We start from the raw sequence: 17225 nt of genomic DNA, 5'->3' as shown, positions 1-17225 counted from the left end.
GGGAGCTCCGCTCAGGAGTAGTACCGGAACAGCACTTCGGCGACGCATGCCGGCTTGGCTCCGCCCTCGATCTCGAACGACACGTTCAGTGTCACCTGGGCGCCCCCCGAGACCTCCTCCAGGCCGGCCAGGGTCACGCCGGCCCGGACCTTGGAACCGACGGGGACCGGGGAGGGGAACCTCAGCTTGTTGAGCCCGTAGTTGATGCTCATCGAGATGCCGGAGACGTGGAGGACCTCGTGGAGGAGAGTGGGAGCCAGCGCCAGGGTGAGATAGCCGTGGGCTATCGGAGTCCCGAAAGGCCCATCTTTGGCTCGCTCGACGTCCACGTGGATCCACTGGTGGTCGCCGGTGGCGTCGGCGAACAGGTTCACCTGCTCCTGGTCGACGACGTGCCAGTCGGACCACCCGAGGTGCTGCCCGGACAGGGCGTGGAGCTCGTGGATGCTCGAAACCGTGGTCGTCATGGCGCCGACTCTAGGCGCGGGGCGCTACCGGTCGTGGGGCTCGCGGGGCCCCGGGAGAGCCCCCGGGGTGCATCACTTGAACCAGATGCGCTGGTACTCGCGGCTCTGGGGATGGAGGAACAACGCCATGAGGAGAAGCGTGAACACGAGATTGATGACGATGGCGAAGACGAACCCACCCGCCAGGAACAGGAGGTAGAGCAGCGCGCTGATCCCCGCCAGCACGATCCCCAGCCAGTAGCCCCAGCGCCGCTCGTTGGCCACGCCGAAGCCGGCGGCCCCGATGCCGAGCGCGATGAGCCCGGGAAAGGAACCGAACAGGATGGAGAGGAGGCCGAAGGCGGCGGTCAGGTAGCACAGCATCACCGCCCCCTGCAGGGTCTGGGGCTGTGTCGTGTCGAACCAGCGACGGGGTTCGGCCATCCCGCCATTCTTGCAGGTCGCCCGGCGCGCCTGGCCGCACCTCGGTCGGTAGTCTCGGGGAGGTGAAGACCACCCGCGAGCTCCGGGACAGCGGCCTGGCGACCCGCCTGCTCGGCCGCCGGGCGTCGACCGCCCACCCGGCCCGCCGGTCCACGGTCGACGGGTCGGCCGTGGACCACCAGCATCGCAACGTCCAGGGTGGCGGGGCACGGGCTGCGGTGTTCGGCATGACCGACGGCCTCGTGTCCAACCTCTGCCTGGTGCTCGGCTTCGCCGGCGCCAACCCGGGGCCCGGGGTGGTCCGCCTGGCGGGGATCGCCGGGCTCATCGCCGGGGCGTTCTCCATGGCGTCGGGGGAGTACGTCTCCATGCAGGCCCAGCGCGAGCTGTTCGAACGGGAGCTGGCCCTGGAGCGCCACGAGATCGACCACCGTCCCGAGGGCGAGCGTCGCGAGCTCGTCCACATCTACGAGAAGCGCGGTGTCGATCCCACCGTGGCCCGCAAGCTCGCCGACGAGATGATGCGGACCCCCGAGCTCGCCCTCGAGACCCACGCCCGCGAAGAGCTCGGCATCGACCCCGGCTCGCTCGGCCGGCCGCTGCAGGCGGCGGTGTCGTCCTTCGTCACCTTCGCCGTGGGCGCGCTCGTGCCGCTGTTGCCCTGGCTGTTCTCACGCGGCAACAGCGCCGTGGTGGCGTCGATCGTCCTGGGCGCGCTGGCGGCCCTGGCGGTGGGCGCCGCCGTGGCGGTGTTCACGCGGCGCAGCTGGTGGCGCTCGGCGCTGCGGCAGCTGGCGATCTCGGCCGCGGCCGCCGCCGTCACCTACGGCGTCGGCGCCGCGGTGGGCCACCAGTAACGACGACGCTCGCCGCGCCGGGCGCGGCCCGCGCTCGCCGGCTCGCCCCGGTGACCGGCCCCCGTTCGGTGGTGGGGCGGTCTCAGGCGTCGACGCGCACGTCGGCGACGTAGGCGCGGTCGGTGTGGTCGACGGTGAAGCCCATGGACCGGTAGAGGTGCACGGCGGGCTCGTTGCCGGCGTCGACGTAGAGCATCCCCACGGTGACGCCGAGCGACGACAGGTGCTCCAGCCCGGCGAGGACCAGCTCCCGGCCGAGCCCCAGGCCCTGGAAGTCGGGGTCGACGGAGATGACGTAGATCTCCCCGACCGGTGGCTGGGTGTCGTGGTGCACCTTGGTCCAGCACGACGCCGCCAACCGCCCGTCGCGCTCGTGCAGGAGGAAGCCGTCGGGGTCGAACCACGCCTCGGCCTCGCGCTCGAGGAGGGTGTCGAGGGTCCACCCCCCCTGTTCGGGGTGCGAGGCGAAGGCCCGGTTGTTCACCGCCAGCCACGCCGCCTCGTCGGCACCGGGCTCGAAGGGCCGCGTGGCGACGTGGGAGCGGGTGTCCTCGACGGGGAGCGGCCGGCGCATCTGGTAGAGATCGCGCCCGCGGGTCAGGCCGCACGACGCCGCCACGGCGTCGGAGTGCGCCGTCGGCTTGGGGACCCACAGGTGGACGTGCCCCCCGCCCTGGTGGCGGACTTCGCGCAGGGCCGCGTCGAGCAGGCTCGTCCCCACCTCGGCCTCGGGCTTGCGGTGGTCGGGCCGGACGACGACCTCGACGCCCCAGGTGTCGTGGCCCCGGCTCAGCTGGGCGTAGCCGACCAGCGGGCCACCGGCGGCCTCGCGGGCGACGAACCCGGCGAAGCCCTTGCGGCCCCCGTGGACGAGGTCGAGCCACTTGTGCTCGCCCAGCGGCCGGTGCCCGTCGGCCACGAGCACCTCCTGGAGGAGCTGGGAGACCTCGGCGATGTCGGACTCGCCCATGCGGCGCTTGACCTCGACGGGGTGCATGGCCGAAGGCTACCCGGCACCGATCTCCGGGAGCCGTTGCCGGGCGTGGCGCGCCCCGCCACGGGTCGGTGATGCGGGTCGGGTCGGTGCGCCGACGGGTGCTGACGGTGGGACGGGATCGGTAGCCTGAGGCCGTGGCACGACCCCGTTCCCCGCGCGGCCGGGCGCGCCTGGTCGTGGCCCGCCTGGCGGAGGAGTACCCCGGCGGCGCCGAGGACCTGTGTGCCCTCACCCATGACGGGCCCTTCCAGCTCCTCGTGGCCACCATCCTCTCCGCGCAGTGCACCGACGAGCGCGTGAACATGGTCACGCCCGGACTCTTCGCCGCCTATCCCACGCCCGAGGCGCTGGCGGTTGCGTCGAGCGATGACCTGGAGGAGCGCATCCGGTCCACGGGATTCTTCCGGTCGAAGACCACCAGCCTGATCGGCATGGCCCGTGGCGTGACCGAGCGCTTCGGCGGCGAGGTGCCGTCGTCCATGGAGGACCTGACGAGCCTGCCGGGCGTCGGGCGCAAGACGGCGAACGTGGTGCGCAGCGTGGCGATGGGTCTGCCGGGACTTCCCGTCGACACCCACGTGGGGCGGTTGACCAGGCGGCTGGGGCTCACGGCCGAGACCGACCCGGTGAAGGTCGAGCGCGACATCGACGCTCTGGTCCCGCCGGCCGAGCGCGGCGCGTTCAGCCTCCGCCTCATCCTGCACGGCCGCCGGGTGTGCCGGGCGCGCACGCCGCGCTGCGGTGAGTGCCTGCTGGCCGACATCTGCCCGTCGTCGCTGGTCCCCCTGCACGCGTCGTAGGGCCTGCCCCGCACCTCGCAGGTCCCCGCACCTCGCAGGTCCCCGCACGTCGCAGGTCCCCGCACCTCGCAGGTCCCCGAGCACGCCGAGTTGTGCCGGAGTTTTGCCGGGGTGACCGAAGGTCGCGTGACCGATGGTGTTGTATTGGCACGGAACCGGTTCCCGCCACCTGGTTCCGGATGAGCGCGGCTGGGACCCGCCGTCCTGCCGGCTCACGCGACGGCGCCCGAAAGGGCGCCGTCGCCGCGTCAGCGGCGCCGTCCCGGGGCGGTGGTGATGCGGCCGAGACGACGCCCGGCGCCGGTGAGGGCCCGCTCCACGGCGAAGAGCTCGGACGCCGTCTCGTCGTCGTGCTCGGCGGCGGCCAGGTCGGCGATGGTGGCCACGCGGTGGCGCAGCTCCTCGAGCGCGGTGGCCAACGACGACAGCTCTGCAAGGGGGGCGGACATGCTCCCGATGATGACGTATCGACACGGGTGATGCGACCGCGCCCCGGCCCCGGCGCCGGGCGGGCACCGGGGCCGGGGCGGGCTCACCAGGGCAGGAGGCCCGAGACGCCCCGAGTACCATCGGTCCTTCGTGCCCCTGGAGCGCCTCGACCTGCGCGGTGTCCCCGCCGCCGAGCTGGCGGCGGCCGTCCCGCGCCCGCCGGCCGGGGCGGCGTTCCCGACCGAGGCCGTCCGCGCCGTGCTCGACGAGGTGCGGGCCGGCGGTGACGCCGCCGTGCGGGCCCTGACGGCGCGTTTCGACGGCGTGGACGTCGACGAGCTGCGGGTGCCGGCCGCCGAGATCGACGAAGCCCTGACCTCGCTCGACCCTGCCCTGCGTCGGGCCCTCCAGGTCGCCTACGAGCGCATCCTGGCGTACCACCGTCACGAGCCCGAGCCCGTGGCCGACTTCGTGGACGACGGCGTGGTCGTCCGCCACCTGGTGCGGCCCGTGGCCCGCGCCGGCCTCTACGCCCCCGGCGGCCGGGCGCGCTACCCCTCGACCGTCCTCATGTGCGCCGCGCCCGCCCGGGTCGCGGGCGTGGGCGAGCTGGTCCTGTGCGTGCCGCCGGGCGCCGACGGCCACGTGGCGCCCGAGTCCCTGGCGGCGGCCGCCATCGCCGGCGTGGACGAGGTGTACGGGATCGGTGGTGCACAGGCGGTGGCGGCCATGGCCTTCGGCACCGAGTCGGTGGGGGCGGTGGACGTGATCGTGGGGCCCGGGAACCGCTACGTGGCGGAGGCCAAGCGCCAGGTGGCCGGCATCGTCGGCGTCCCCTCGGCCTTCGCCGGGCCCTCGGAGGTGGTGGTGGTGGCCGACGACACCACGCCGGCGCGCTGGGCCGCCATCGACGTGGTGGTCCAGGCCGAGCACGGGCCCGACGGCCTGGCCTGGCTGGTGACGTGGTCGCCGGCCACCGCCGACGCCGTCGAGGCCGAGGTCGACCGGTTGGTGGCGGCGTCGCCGCGGCGCGCCGACCTGGAGGCCACCCTGGGGTCGGGCGGGTACGTGGCCCTGGTCGACGGGCCCGCCGAGGCGGTGGCCCTCGCCAACGTCGTGGCGCCCGAGCACCTGGAGCTGCTCGTGGACGGGGCCGAGGCGTTGCTCCCCCTCGTCCGGTGCGCGGGGGCGGTGTTCCTGGGCCCCTACGCGCCGGCCAGCGTGGGCGACTACCTGGCGGGGCCGAACCACGTCCTGCCCACGGCGCGCACCGCCCGCTTCGCCTCGGCGCTGCGGGTCGACGACTTCCGCACCCACATCCACGCGGTGTCGGTGGATGCGGATGCCCTCGCCCGCCTGGCGCCACACGTGGTCGCCATCGCCGAGGCCGAGGGGCTGCCGGCGCACGCCCAGTCCGTCATGATCCGCGGCGAGGCGTGATGTCCGAGCGCGTGCCACTGCGCCCCGACCTGGCGGCCCTGACCGGCTACCACTCGCCCCAGGTCGACGTGGAGGTGCGGCTGAACGCCAACGAGTCGCCCCTGCCGCCGCCCGAGGAGTGGCTGGTGGAGCTGCGCCAGGAGCTCGGCCGCATCGACTTCAACCGCTACCCCGACCGCGCCGCCACCGAGCTGCGCCGGGCCCTGGCGGACTTCCACGGCGTCGACGCCGCCCAGGTCTTCTGCGCCAACGGGTCCAACGAGGTGCTGCAGTGCCTGCTGCTCGCCTACGGGGGGGCCGGGCGCACCGTGGCGGTGTTCGAGCCGACCTACGCCCTGCACCGCCACATCGCCTCGCTCACGGCCACGGCCGTGGCGAGCGGGTGGCGCGGGCCCGACCACCGGCTCGACCTCGAGGTGGTCGCCCGGGTGCTCGAGGACGCCGGCCCGGTCGTCACCTTCCTGTGCTCGCCCAACAACCCCACGGGGCGGGCCGAGCCGCCCGACGTGGTGGCCGACGTGCTCGGGCGCGCCCCCGGGCTCGTCGTGGTGGACGAGGCCTACGGGCAGTTCGCCCCCTGGAGCGCACTCGAGCTGGTGCAGAGCGCGGCGGCGCACCGCGACCGCCTCGTGGTGGTCCGCACGTTCTCCAAGACATGGTCGATGGCGGCGTGCCGCCTGGGCTACCTCGTCGCCGACCCCGAGGTGGTGGCGGCCTGCGACGCCGTCGTGCTGCCGTACCACCTCGACGCCATGACCCAGGCCGCCGGTCGGCTGGCGCTTCGCCACGTGGCGGCCATGGAGGCGCGCGTGGCGCTCATCACCGAGGAGCGCGGGCGCATGGCCGTCGCCCTGGGTGAGCTGCCGGTGGAGTCGTGGCCGTCGGACGCCAACTTCTTGCTGTTCCGCCCGATCCGTCGCGCCGCCACCGACGTGTGGCGGGACCTGCTCGGGGCCTCGGTGCTGGTGCGCGACTGCTCGACGTGGCCGGGGCTCGACGAGTGCCTGCGCGTCACGGTGGGCACGCCCGAGGAGAACGACCGGTTCCTGGCCGCGTTGCGCGCCAGTCTGGCGCCCTGAGCCGACCCTGATCCCCGTCCCCGGGTGGCGTGCCCCGGCACCGGGTGCTCGGCGGTGTCGTGTGAAGGGGCGGACGGCCCGGGCTGGTGCTAGTGGATCATGTCGAACACGGCGAGCGACTTGGGGAACGACGGGTCGAACAGGTCGTGCGACCCGTCGGGCGCGTCGTAGTTGAAGTAGCTCGTCCAGGCGACGTCGTTCGCCGCCACCCAGTCGGTGAGGTTCGTGATGAACGAGGGGTCGTCCCCGAGACCGTGGCCGTCGGGGCGGATGGTGACGCCCCACTCGGGGATGACGATCTGCTTGCCGGTGGCCCGGGCGAACGCGGCCAGCCACTGCAGTCCCCATGCCTGGTAGTAGTTGAGGGACCAGGCGTTGGCGGGCGTCTCGGGGGAGCACCAGCACTGGTCGTAGACGTCGGTGCCGACGTAGGTGACGTAGGAGTTGCCCGGGTAGGCCTGGTCGGGCCCGTAGGCGCTGCCGAACGAGGACATGCCGTTGGGGTTCCACGCGAAGCGGAACGCCTCGCGCCGCACCGTGCGCATGGCGTCGACGATGTGGCGCCAGTACGAGACGAAGTCGGCGGCGTCGGTGGCGTTGGTCACCTGCCACGGGTACCAGTTGCCGTTGAACTCCCACCCCAGGCGCAGCACGGCGTGGGCCTGGCCTCCGGCCACGAGCGACCGCGCCAGCGTCACGAAGTACGAGTCGTACGCGCCGGTGGCGCCGGCAGCCAGCGACCCGAGCCGGGTCCCCGCGGCATTCGTCGGGATCAGCGGCACACCGAGGACGAGCGTGCACCCCGTCCTCGCCCACGGCCGCAGCATCCAATTCAGGTTGGTCGTCATGCCGGACCACCCGGCGCCGGCGGGGAGGTAGTCCGACACGACGCGCAGGTGGGCGCCGGTACGGCTGGCGAAGCTTGCCGCGTCCGCCGGGTCGGCGGCGCCCGTGTACACGCCGAGGGCCTTCGTCAGGCGGCGGCCGCCGCCACGGCAGACGCGGGCGGCGGTGGCATGCGGGCGGGCGGTGGCATGCGGGCGGGCGGCGTCGGAGGCGTCCGCGCCGTGGGCGGCGACGGCCTGCACCGACAGCGCGGCGATCGACGCCACGACCAGGGCGACGGCCCACGACACCCGCGTCGCGCCCGCCGGATGCCGGTTCACCCTCCCAACCCCCCTGGGACCGCCCCGCCCCCGGACCGCCGCTCGGTCGGAGGGCACCGGTCGCCTTCCCGGTCCATCCTCGGCCGGTGCCCCGGATGTGTCAAGCAAAACTCCTGGTCAGGTGGCGCTGACGGAGCGCCTAACCTGTGCGGACGGCTCCGACGGGCGCCGTCGCGGGGTCGCGGCGACCACGGGTGGGACCGATGACCGATGGACTGACCGATGATCGATGACGTGAAGCGAGCGGCCGGCGCGGTGAGCCCCGTCCCACGCCGCGCCACTCGCCAGCGACGGACGAAGGAGACGTCCATCGACGTCGAGGTCGCCCTCGACGGCAGCGGGGCGGTGGAGGTCGACACCGGCCTGCCCTTCTTCGACCACATGCTGTCGCAGCTGGGCCGCCACGGCGGCCTCGACCTTCGCATCACGGCGTCGGGCGACCTCCACGTCGACGCGCACCACACCGTCGAAGACGTCGGGATCGTGCTGGGCGAAGCCCTGGCGTCGGCGATGGGGGACAAGGCCGGCATCCGCCGGTTCTCCTCCATCGCCCTGCCGCTCGACGAGGCCCTCGTCGAGGTGGCGCTCGACATCTCGGGGCGTCCCTATCTCGCCTACGACGTGGCCTTCGGGCCCGACGTGGCGCCCCTGGGCTCGCCTCCCTTCGACCCGCAGCTGGCCGAGGAGTTCTGGCGCGCGCTGGTCACGGCGGCCGGCTTCACCCTGCACCTGCGGCTGGTCACCGGGAAGAACACCCACCACGTGCTGGAGGCCTCGTTCAAGGGGACGGCGCGTTGCCTGCGCGACGCGCTGCGGCTCGAAGGCGCGGGCGTGCCCTCGACCAAGGGCACGCTCGGGACGGCCCCCGGAGCCTGACGATGGACGGAGGAATCGCCGTCCTCGACTACGGCATCGGGAACCTCGCCTCCGCGCAGAAGGCCCTCGTGCACCTCGGTGCCGACGCCCGGCTCGTCACCGACCCCGACGAGGCCGCCGGGGCGGCCGGGGTCGTCTTGCCGGGTGTCGGTGCCTTCGGGCGCTGCGCCCTGGCCCTGCGCAGGACAGGACTGGTCGAGGCGGTCGAGCGCGCCGTCGCGCGGGGTACGCCGTTCCTCGGGATCTGCGTCGGGTTCCAACTGCTCTACGAAGGGTCCGAGGAGTCCCCGGCGACACCGGGCCTGGGTGTGCTCGGTGGCAAGGTCCGCGAGCTGTCGGGGCCGGTCAAGCGGCCCCAGATGCAGTGGAACCAGCTCGTGACGCGCCCGGGCGCCACCAGCGGGCTGCTGGCCGGGCTGCCCGAGCGTCCCTGGGTGTACTTCGTCCATTCCTACGCCCCGGAGGTCACCGACGACGTGGTCGCCACGTGCGACTACGGCGGTGTGGTGGTCGCCGCCGCCGAGCGCGGCCCGGTGTGGGGCACGCAGTTCCACCCCGAGAAGTCCGGCGGGCTCGGGCTCGCCATCCTCGCCAACTTCGTGGCGGTGTGCGGGGTCGAACCGCGCCGCGGGTGAGCAGCGTCGTGGACCTGTTCCCCGCGATCGACCTCCACGACGGCGGCGCCGTTCGTCTGGTGCAGGGCGACTTCGGCCGCGTCCGCAGCTACGGCGACCCCGTGGCGCTGGCGCGCTCGTACGAAGCGGGCGGTGCCCGGTGGATCCACGTCGTCGACCTCGACGCGGCGCGCACGGGTTCGCCGGTCAACCGCGAGGCGGTCCTGGCGGTCACCCGGGCGGTCGGGGCGCGGGTGCAGGTCGGTGGCGGGGTCCGCAGTGACGAGGACGCCACCACGCTGCTCGGTCTCGGGGTGGCGCGCGTGGTGCTGGGCACCGCGGCGGTCGAGTCGCCCGAGCTGGTGCGCACGTTGGCGGCGCTCCACCCGGGGCGCGTGGCGGTGGGGCTCGACCACCGCGGCGCCGGCTCCGGTGCCGAGCTGGCGGTGCGCGGCTGGGAGCGGGGGAGCGGCACGACCCTGTCCGACGCGCTGGCGGCGCTCGCCGACGTGGAGATCGGCGCCGTGGTGGTGACCGCCATCGACCGCGACGGGATGCTCGGCGGCCCTGACCTCGCCGGCCTGGGGGCCGTGCTGGCCGCGACCACCCACCCCGTGGTGGCCTCGGGCGGAGTCCGCTCGGCCGCGGACCTCGAGGCCCTGGCGGCGCTCGATTCCGGGGGCCGGCGCCTGGCGGGGGCCATCGTGGGCACCGCGCTCGTGGAGGGGGCCCTCACCGTCGAGGAGGCGATCGCCGCGTGCGCGCCGTCCGTGTGATCCCCTGCCTCGACGTCGACGACGGGCGCGTCGTGAAGGGCGTGCGCTTCGTCGACCTGGTGGACGCCGGCGACCCCGTGGAGCTCGCCGCCCGCTACGACGCCGAGGGCGCCGACGAGCTCGTGTTCCTCGACATCACCGCGTCCGCCCACGGGCGCGACACCATGGTCGACGTGGTGACGCGCACCGCCGAGCAGGTCTTCATCCCGTTCACGGTCGGCGGCGGCGTGCGTGCCCCCGACGACGCCCGCCGCCTGCTGCGCGCCGGTGCGGACAAGGTGGCGGTGAACACCGCCGCGGTCCTCGAGCCCGAGCTGATTTCGCGGCTCGCCGACGAGTTCGGCTCCCAGTGCGTGGTGGTGGCCGTCGACGCCCGCAGCCGTGGCCCCGGCGCGGGGTGGGAGGTCTTCACCCACGGGGGGCGCCAGGGGACGGGCCGCGACGCGGTGGAATGGGCCGAGGCGTGCGCCACCTTCGGCGCCGGTGAGATCCTCCTCACGTCGATGGACCGCGACGGCACCCGCGACGGTTTCGACATCGGGCTCACCCACGCCGTCGTGGAGGCGGTGAACGTCCCCGTGGTGGCCTCCGGCGGGGTGGGGTCGCTGGAGCACCTCGTCGAGGGGGCGGTCGCCGGCGGCGCCGACGCCCTGTTGGCCGCGTCGATCTTCCACCGGCGCGAGTTCACCGTGGCCGAGGCCAAGTCCTTCCTGGCGGCGAGCGGCGTGGTGGTGCGCCCACCCGCGCCGGCCTGAGGGCGCCCGGGCGCCGGCCCGGGGCGCGCCGGCACGCGGCAGGCCGCCCGCGGGCGCGCCGGGGGGCGCAAACGACCGACTGGCGCTGCCCGTCTCCGGGCGTGCCGCCGGGAATCGCCGCTGACCGGATCGGCTACGGTTCGCCCGTGGTCCCTTCGGCGAAGACGTCCCGGCAACCGGCCACGCCCAAGCAGCCCATCACCATGCTGGCCGATCGCGTCCTGGCGCAGCAGCCGGCCGCCGAAGGTGAGCGCCGGTCGCGCGCCGGGATCCTGATCCCCGCCACCGCGCAGGTGTCGCGCCGGCTGCTGTGGGCGGAGGTCGTCGCCGTGGGGCCGCACGTCCGCACCATCAAGGTGGGCGACAAGGTGCTGTTCAACCCGGACGACCGCTTCGAGGTCGAGGTGCAGGGGGACGAGTACGTCATCCTGCGCGAGCGCGACATCCACGCCGTGGCCTCGGAGCGCATCGACAGCGGGACCGGCCTCTACCTGTAGCGCGCCGGCCCGCCGTGGGGACGCCCTAGTTCGTCTTGGGCTTGGCGCCCGGGGTGATCCACAGCGGTGTCGGGGCGGCCGGTGCCGGGGCGTTGCGGGCCGGGGCGTTGCGGGCCGGGGGCGGCGGGGGTGCCGCGCCCGCCGGTATCGTCGGCGCCACTTCGGGTGTCCGCGGTCGGTTGGGCCCGTTGGCGGCGACCGGCCCGTTGGCGGCGACCGGCCCGTTGGACGTCACGGGCCCGTTCGAGGCGACCGGGCCGTTCGGGGCCGCCGCGTAGGCCGACGTCAACGAGGCGGGCGCCGGTGCGGGCATGCCCTGCAGCTCCTCCTCGAGCGTCTTGTAGGGCTGCGGCGGCGCCTTCAGCAGGCCCCGCGAGACCCAGTTGCGCTGGTCGGCCCAGACGAGGATCGGAGGAAGGACGATCAGCGCGCTCAGCAGGGCCACGGACACGTTGACGGCGACGATGACGCCGAACTCGCTCAGGAGCGGCATCGACGACAGTCCGAGGACCCCGACGCCGGCGATGGCCGTCATGCCTGACACCATGAAGGCCCGGCCGGTGCGCCGCGCCGTGGCGTCCATGGCATCACGCGGTGTCAGCCCGCGCTGACGTTCCTCGACGAATCGCAACAGGAGCAGTGACGTGAATTCGGTACAGACCGCCACCACCAGCGGCCCCGCCACCGCCGTGACCGGGCTGAGCTTCAGGTGGAAGGCCACGCCGATGAGCGACACCGCTCCCACGGCGACGAGGACCGGCACGAGCGACAGCAGGGCGCGGATGAGGCTGCGCAGCCGCAGGGTGAGGAAGAGGCCGACGAAGAGGATGGCGAGGTAGGTGAGCTGCACCCGGGACTTCTCGAGGTTCTGGATCAGCCCCACGCCCACGGTGGCGATGCCACCGGGCGCCACCGTGATCCCCGGCGGCGGGTTGATGCCGCCCTGCAGGTCCTTCACCACCGGTGCGAGCTGGTCGAGCGTGTCGGTGCGCCCCAGGAAGATGACGTTGAGCGCCGCCCCGTTGTCGGCCACCGTCGTCTTGAGGATGCCCGGGGGCGCGATCAGGTAGATGCCCTCCATGTCGGCGCCGGTGGGGGGGACGTCCTTCATGCCCTTGACGGTGACGAACTGGTCGATGGTGTTGATGAGCCCGGCGGCGGGGAAGAGGCCGGTGGGGTACTTGGCCTCGAGCTGGCGCGAGAAGTTCACCACGTACTTGACCGTCTGGTCGCTCCACGGGTGGTTGGTGGAGATCCGCATGGCGATCTCGTTGTCGGACCCCGTGGCGGCCTTCAGCTGCTTGATGTCCTTGATCGCCTGGGAGTGCGGGTTCACCCATTGGATCGGGTCGGTCTGCAAGGCCAGCTTGCCCTCGACGGCGATGCCCGACAGCAGGATCACGACGCTGGCGATGGCCAGCGGGACGGCGGTGCGCTGCGGCAGGCTCCCGAGGAACACCACGATCCGGCTGAGCCGTCCTTGGCTGAAGTCCCTCCCCTTGGTGGGGGACTTGTACTCGCGGATGCCCAGCACGGCCAGCGTGGCGATGATGCTGCACACGCACACGGCGATGATGCCGATCACGAGCAGCGACCCGAACTCGCGGATGGCGGGGGTCTTGGCGAACCACAGGGCCATGAAGGCGAACACGGCGTCGAAGGTGACGACGAGGAGGGCGGGGCCGAGACCGCGGGCCGCGGCCTGGATCGGGTGCGTGGCGCGGTCGAGGACGACCTCCTCCTCGATGCGGGAGTGCATCTGGATCGAATAGTCCATGCCGACGCCGAGGAGCACGGGCAGCGCCGCGATGGTGGCCAGGGTCAACGGGACGTGGAAGTACCCCACGAGGCCGAACCCCCACACCAGGCCCACCGCCACGATGGCGAAGGCGAGCAGGCGCCAGCGGACGGTGAACGACAACAGCAGGATCGCCACCATGAGCACACCGGCGGCCAGTGCCAGCGTCGTGATGCCGTGCTTCAGGTAGTCGTTGATCGTCTTCAGTAGCGCCGGCACGCCGGTCGTGATCGTCGAGGTGTTGTCGAAGTGGGCGCTGTTGATGATCTTCGCCACCGAGGCTGCAGCCGTTGTCTCCTGGTTGATGTTCAGGTCACCCTGGAGGTAGATGGCCATGAGGGCGTGGTGGTCGTCGTGGACGAACGTCTTGAGGGACTGGCGGACCGTGCCGTCGACCTCGTGGATGACGAAATGCAACCACGTGGGGTTCGACAGGACCTCCTTCGCGGGCGGGGTCTTGACCAGCGCGATGCCCTGCTCGGTCAGGTAGTGGCTGCGAATGGCCTTGTCGTGGGGATTGGTGTCGCGGGAGATGGCGTCGAAAAGCAGGTGGGCGGCCGGGCTGTCGAGGGGGCTGCCGGTGGGGCTCCTCAGCAGCGTCTGGCCGAACTGCAGGGCGTCGAGCGGGGTCACGGAGCTGAACACCCAGTGGTCCTTGGCGAGCTCGGCGGAGATCCGCCGGAACTCGGCCTGGTTGTGCGGGGTGAGGAGGTTGTCGACGGTGGTCCCCGGCTTCATGGTGAAGAGGACCGCCATCGGGTCCCCGCCGAAGACCTTCTCGTAGTTGACGTTGTTGATCCAGGCCGGGTCGTTGGTGTTGAGGTAGTCGGCGTTACTGGTCGTGAACCGGAGCTTCACGATGCCGAAGCCGAGAGCGAACGTGAGGACGAGGCCGACCAGGGCGACCGTGCCGGCCCGCTTGCCCAGGTTGAGCCCGAGCCATTCCCACGTCCGTCTCATTGCGCCCCCCGGCGACTTGCGCTCCCCCGACGACCCCGCACTCCATGGCGACGGAGTTACTGCATAGTAAACGCGACGGGGAGGGAAGTCCCGCGAGCGACCGTCTCGGCTGTCGTCCGGTGGCGCCTGCCACGACGACGGTCCGGCGACGAGCGGTGGCCCGTCGGGTGTCGGGACCGGCGGGGGACCGGCCCGGGGATGGGTGGGGGACCGGCCCGGGGACCGGCGGGGGACCGGCCCGGGGATGGGTGGGGGACCGGCCCGGGGATGGGTGGGGGACCGGCCCGGGGATGGGTGGGGGACCGGCCCGGCGAACCGGCCCGGGCTCCGCTGTGGACGGGTCTGGGAACTGGCGTGGACGGGTGTGGGAACTGGCGTGGACGGGTGTGGGAACTGGCGTGGACGGCCCGGGCGCAGCTTCGGGGCGCTGCGCGGGCCCCGGCGGTGCCCTCCCCGCCTGCCGGTATCGTGAGGGGTCCATGAGCCCCGAGACCGCCGCACCGGACGCCGCCGCGGGGACGGCCCCTCCGATCCCGCCCGGGCGTGTCGCCACGCCGATCCCCTTCACCGAGGCCGACCTCGCCGTCGTGCACTTCGGGGCCGACGGGCTCGTGCCCGTGGTGGTGCAGGACGCTTCCGACGGCACGGTCCTCATGCTCGGGTACATGGACGAGGAGGCCCTCCGACGCACCTTGGGGACGGGCCGCACGTGGTTCTGGAGCAGGAGCCGACGCGAGTACTGGTGCAAGGGGGAGACATCGGGCGACCGCCAGTGGGTGCGCGCCGTGCGCTACGACTGCGACGGCGACACGCTCCTGGTGGTCGTCGACCAGGACGGGGCCGGCGCCTGCCACACCGGCGCCCGGTCGTGCTTCTACCGCTCGTTCGGGCCCGACGGGGCGCGCCCGTCCGCCGGGGACGCGCCGAGCCCCGGGTGAGCCCACCGCCGGCCGATCGACCCGGGCGCGACGCCTTCTGCGAGCTCGCCCGGGGGCACCGTATCGTCCCCGTCTGGCGTGAGGTGGTCGCCGACACCCTGACCCCCGTCAGCGCCTTCCTGTTGGCGGTGGGGGAGGACACCGGCTTCCTGCTCGAGTCGGTCGAGGGCGGCGAACGGTGGGGCCGGTACTCCTTCGTCGGCCGCAACCCGCTCGTGACCCTGGTGGCGCGCGGGCGCGAGGTGACGGCCGACGGGCCCCTGGCGCTCCCCGCCGAGGTGGGGGCGTGCGCCACCCAGGGGATCCTGGCGACGGTGGACGCCCTGCTGTCGGCGTACCGGTCGCCGGTCTTCGCCGATCTCCCGCCGTTGCACGGCGGCCTCGTCGGCTACCTCGGGTACGACGTCGTGCGGGAGGTCGAGCACCTGCCGGCGGTGCCGCCCGACGACCTCGGGCTGCCCGACGCCGTCCTGCACGTGATCGGCCAGCTGTGCGCCTTCGACCACTGGCGCCAGCGGGTGGTGCTCGTGGACAACGTCGTCGTGGGCGAGGGCTGGGGCGATGCGGACGCGGCCGCCGCCTACAACGAGGCCGGGGCCCGCCTCGACGACCTGGCCGCCGCGCTGTTCCGGCCGTTGGGCGGCCCCCCGCTCGAGGCGCCGCGCCCCGACGACGCGCTGCCCGCGGTGACGCGCACCATGTCGTCGGAGGGGTTCCAGGACGCCGTGGTGGCGGCCAAGGAGCACATCCGGGCCGGCGACGTCTTCCAAGTGGTCCTGTCGCAACGTTTCGACCTCGAGCTCGACGCCGAGCCCTTCGACCTGTACCGGGTGCTGCGGCTGGTGAACCCGAGCCCCTACCTCTACTTCCTGCGGACCGACCACTGCACCGTGGTGGGGGCGACGCCCGAGCCGCTCGTCCGGCTGCGCGACGGCGTCGTCGTGTCGCGGCCCATCGCCGGGACGCGGCGCCGCGGGGAGAGCCCGGCCGAGGACGAGCGCCTGGCCGGGGAGCTCGCCGAGCACCCGAAGGAGGTGGCCGAGCACGTCATGCTGGTCGACCTGGCGCGCAACGACGTGGGCCGGGTGGTGCGCTTCGGCACGGAGCACGTCGACGAGTTCAAGACGGTCGAGCGCTACAGCCACGTCATGCACCTCACGTCCCAGGTGTCCGGACTCCTCGACGCCGCCAAGGGCCCCATCGACGTGCTGCGGGCCACCATCCCCGCGGGCACCCTGTCGGGCGCGCCCAAGGTGCGCGCCATGCAGATCATCGACGATCTCGAGCCCACCAAGCGCGGCGTCTACGGCGGCGTGGTCGGCTACCTCGACTTCTCGGGCAACCTCGACACCGCCATCGCCATCCGCACCATGGTGGTGACTCCCGACGGCCACGCCTCGGTGCAGGCGGGCGCCGGGATCGTGGCCGACAGCGACCCCGCCGACGAGGACATGGAGTGCCGGAACAAAGCCGCCGCCCTGTTGGCGGCCGTGCCTGCGGCCCGCCGGGCGACGGCGCAGCGCCGGGCCCGTCACGACCGCGTGGACGACGCCGCGGCAGGGGCGCGGCGGTGACGACCCGGGATGACGGCGGTGCCCGGGCGGCGGCCGGCGTCCGCAGGGGGCCGTTCTCCGACGACGACCTCGAGGACTACCGGGCGCTGCGCAGCGCCGTCGGCGCCGTCGCCGTCGGACGCGACGTCCTGGGCGTCTCGGGCCCCGATGCGCTGTCGTATCTGCAGGGCCAGGTGTCGCAGGACCTCGCCGGCCTCGGGACGGGGGAGTCGGTGGACTCGCTGCTCCTGAGCCCGCAGGGCAAGCTCGACGCCGTCGTGCGGGTCGGCCGCCTGGCCGGCGACGACTTCGTCGTCGACGTCGACGCCGGGTTCGGCGACGCCACCACGGCGCGGCTGGAGCGCTTCAAGCTGCGCGTCAAGGTGGTCGTCGAGCGCCTCGACTGGCGGTGCGTGGCGCTGCGGGGACCGCAGGCGGCACGGGTGGTGGAGGGCGGGCTCCCGGCGGGCACGGCGCTGGCGCCGCCGTTCTCGTGGAACGGCGTCGCCGGCGTCGACCTGCTCGGGGAGGGCCCCACCGCTCCGCCCGGCGTGCGGGCGTGCGGTGCGGCCGCCTGGGAGGCGGTGCGCGTCGAGGCCGGCATCCCGGTCATGGGGGCCGAGCTCGACGAGCGGACCATCGCCGCCGAGGCCGACCTGCTCGAGCGGTGCGTGAGCTTCACGAAGGGGTGCTACACCGGGCAGGAGCTCGTCGCCCGCCTCGATGCCCGGGGCAACCGCGTGGCCCGGCACCTGCGCGGGCTCGTCGTCGATGAGCTGCCCGGGGGTGCGGCGGCGCCC

The 17225-nt window shown here is 73.6% G+C and carries 18 protein-coding genes; 12 read left to right on the top strand and 6 right to left on the bottom strand.

Annotation, left to right across the window (positions count from 1 at the left end; all coding sequences use genetic code 11):
* Positions 1 to 11: 11 nt before the first annotated feature.
* Both VMV22_07295 and VMV22_07290 read right to left on the bottom strand, forming a co-directional pair.
* Positions 12 to 467, bottom strand: coding sequence for a MaoC family dehydratase (locus VMV22_07295; protein HUY22131.1), 456 nt, complete (start codon positions 465 to 467; stop codon positions 12 to 14).
* Between the two features lie 72 nt (positions 468 to 539).
* A complete protein-coding gene (locus tag VMV22_07290; protein ID HUY22130.1) occupies positions 540 to 890 on the bottom strand; it encodes a hypothetical protein in 351 nt (116 codons plus the stop codon).
* A gap of 62 nt (positions 891 to 952) precedes the next feature.
* Here VMV22_07290 and VMV22_07285 point away from each other — a divergent pair, with 62 nt between their 5' ends.
* The gene (locus VMV22_07285; GenBank protein ID HUY22129.1) at positions 953 to 1747 is read left to right on the top strand and encodes a VIT1/CCC1 transporter family protein; all 795 of its coding nucleotides are present in this window, start codon (positions 953 to 955) and stop codon (positions 1745 to 1747) included.
* 82 nt (positions 1748 to 1829) lie between these two features.
* Here the strand turns inward: VMV22_07285 and mshD are convergent, their stop codons facing one another.
* Positions 1830 to 2744, bottom strand: coding sequence for a mycothiol synthase (gene mshD, locus VMV22_07280; GenBank protein HUY22128.1), 915 nt, complete (start codon positions 2742 to 2744; stop codon positions 1830 to 1832).
* Between the two features lie 134 nt (positions 2745 to 2878).
* Here mshD and nth point away from each other — a divergent pair, with 134 nt between their 5' ends.
* Positions 2879 to 3544 (top strand): endonuclease III, encoded by a 666-nt coding sequence (gene nth / locus VMV22_07275; GenBank protein ID HUY22127.1) that lies wholly within the window; start codon positions 2879 to 2881, stop codon positions 3542 to 3544.
* Between the two features lie 248 nt (positions 3545 to 3792).
* Here nth and VMV22_07270 read toward each other — a convergent pair whose 3' ends face one another.
* Positions 3793 to 3993, bottom strand: coding sequence for a hypothetical protein (locus tag VMV22_07270; protein HUY22126.1), 201 nt, complete (start codon positions 3991 to 3993; stop codon positions 3793 to 3795).
* A 130-nt stretch (positions 3994 to 4123) separates the two neighbouring features.
* Here VMV22_07270 and hisD point away from each other — a divergent pair, with 130 nt between their 5' ends.
* Positions 4124 to 5413: a histidinol dehydrogenase gene (gene hisD / locus VMV22_07265; protein ID HUY22125.1), complete on the top strand. Its 1290-nt coding sequence runs from the start codon at positions 4124 to 4126 to the stop codon at positions 5411 to 5413.
* On the top strand, positions 5413 to 6492 hold the full coding sequence (gene hisC, locus VMV22_07260) for a histidinol-phosphate transaminase (protein ID HUY22124.1): 1080 nt from the start codon (positions 5413 to 5415) through the stop codon (positions 6490 to 6492). Before hisD ends, hisC begins: the two co-directional genes overlap by 1 nt.
* A gap of 89 nt (positions 6493 to 6581) precedes the next feature.
* On the opposite strand, the gene VMV22_07255 is transcribed toward hisC, so the two are convergent.
* On the bottom strand, positions 6582 to 7658 hold the full coding sequence (locus VMV22_07255) for a glycosyl hydrolase (GenBank protein HUY22123.1): 1077 nt from the start codon (positions 7656 to 7658) through the stop codon (positions 6582 to 6584).
* Between the two features lie 234 nt (positions 7659 to 7892).
* On the opposite strand from VMV22_07255, the gene hisB reads away from it, so the two are divergent.
* From hisB to VMV22_07230, 5 genes are all read left to right on the top strand, one after another.
* Positions 7893 to 8534: an imidazoleglycerol-phosphate dehydratase HisB gene (gene hisB, locus VMV22_07250; GenBank protein HUY22122.1), complete on the top strand. Its 642-nt coding sequence runs from the start codon at positions 7893 to 7895 to the stop codon at positions 8532 to 8534.
* Positions 8535 to 8536: 2 nt separating this feature from the next.
* Positions 8537 to 9169 carry an imidazole glycerol phosphate synthase subunit HisH gene (gene hisH, locus VMV22_07245; GenBank protein ID HUY22121.1) on the top strand — a complete coding sequence of 211 codons (633 nt, stop codon included), beginning with the start codon at positions 8537 to 8539 and terminating at the stop codon, positions 9167 to 9169.
* Positions 9166 to 9924: a 1-(5-phosphoribosyl)-5-[(5-phosphoribosylamino)methylideneamino] imidazole-4-carboxamide isomerase gene (locus VMV22_07240; protein ID HUY22120.1), complete on the top strand. Its 759-nt coding sequence runs from the start codon at positions 9166 to 9168 to the stop codon at positions 9922 to 9924. The genes hisH and VMV22_07240 overlap by 4 nt, the downstream gene beginning before the upstream one ends.
* Positions 9906 to 10679, top strand: coding sequence for an imidazole glycerol phosphate synthase subunit HisF (hisF, locus tag VMV22_07235; protein ID HUY22119.1), 774 nt, complete (start codon positions 9906 to 9908; stop codon positions 10677 to 10679). Before VMV22_07240 ends, hisF begins: the two co-directional genes overlap by 19 nt.
* 146 nt (positions 10680 to 10825) lie before the next feature.
* Complete coding sequence (locus VMV22_07230; protein ID HUY22118.1) at positions 10826 to 11176, top strand: co-chaperone GroES; 351 nt, start codon at positions 10826 to 10828, stop codon at positions 11174 to 11176.
* Between the two features lie 25 nt (positions 11177 to 11201).
* On the opposite strand, the gene VMV22_07225 is transcribed toward VMV22_07230, so the two are convergent.
* The gene (locus VMV22_07225; protein ID HUY22117.1) at positions 11202 to 13934 is read right to left on the bottom strand and encodes an MMPL family transporter; all 2733 of its coding nucleotides are present in this window, start codon (positions 13932 to 13934) and stop codon (positions 11202 to 11204) included.
* A 479-nt stretch (positions 13935 to 14413) separates the two neighbouring features.
* On the opposite strand from VMV22_07225, the gene hisI reads away from it, so the two are divergent.
* From hisI to VMV22_07210, 3 genes are all read left to right on the top strand, one after another.
* The gene (hisI, locus tag VMV22_07220; protein HUY22116.1) at positions 14414 to 14872 is read left to right on the top strand and encodes a phosphoribosyl-AMP cyclohydrolase; all 459 of its coding nucleotides are present in this window, start codon (positions 14414 to 14416) and stop codon (positions 14870 to 14872) included.
* A complete protein-coding gene (locus VMV22_07215; protein ID HUY22115.1) occupies positions 14869 to 16446 on the top strand; it encodes a chorismate-binding protein in 1578 nt (525 codons plus the stop codon). Before hisI ends, VMV22_07215 begins: the two co-directional genes overlap by 4 nt.
* Positions 16443 to 17225, top strand: a 783-nt coding sequence (locus VMV22_07210; GenBank protein ID HUY22114.1) for a hypothetical protein, incomplete at its 3' end; no start/stop codon positions are given. The genes VMV22_07215 and VMV22_07210, both read left to right, overlap by 4 nt.

The organism is Acidimicrobiales bacterium (genome assembly GCA_035531755.1).
Lineage (GTDB): Bacteria > Actinomycetota > Acidimicrobiia > Acidimicrobiales > UBA8190 > DATKSK01.
This window is presented reverse-complemented; position numbering and strand designations above follow the sequence as displayed.

Bases quoted from the DNA above. Each gene is read 5' to 3' on its own strand.
- hisI (HUY22116.1), top strand. From the start codon at position 14,414: ATGAGCCCCGAGACCGCCGCACCGGACGCCGCCGCGGGGACGGCCCCT.
- VMV22_07290 (HUY22130.1), bottom strand. From the start codon at position 890: ATGGCCGAACCCCGTCGCTGGTTCGACACGACACAGCCCCAGACCCTG.
- VMV22_07270 (HUY22126.1), bottom strand. From the start codon at position 3,993: ATGTCCGCCCCCCTTGCAGAGCTGTCGTCGTTGGCCACCGCGCTCGAG.
- VMV22_07295 (HUY22131.1), bottom strand. From the start codon at position 467: ATGACGACCACGGTTTCGAGCATCCACGAGCTCCACGCCCTGTCCGGG.
- mshD (HUY22128.1), bottom strand. From the start codon at position 2,744: ATGCACCCCGTCGAGGTCAAGCGCCGCATGGGCGAGTCCGACATCGCC.
- hisC (HUY22124.1), top strand. From the start codon at position 5,413: ATGTCCGAGCGCGTGCCACTGCGCCCCGACCTGGCGGCCCTGACCGGC.
- hisH (HUY22121.1), top strand. From the start codon at position 8,537: ATGGACGGAGGAATCGCCGTCCTCGACTACGGCATCGGGAACCTCGCC.
- VMV22_07225 (HUY22117.1), bottom strand. From the start codon at position 13,934: ATGAGACGGACGTGGGAATGGCTCGGGCTCAACCTGGGCAAGCGGGCC.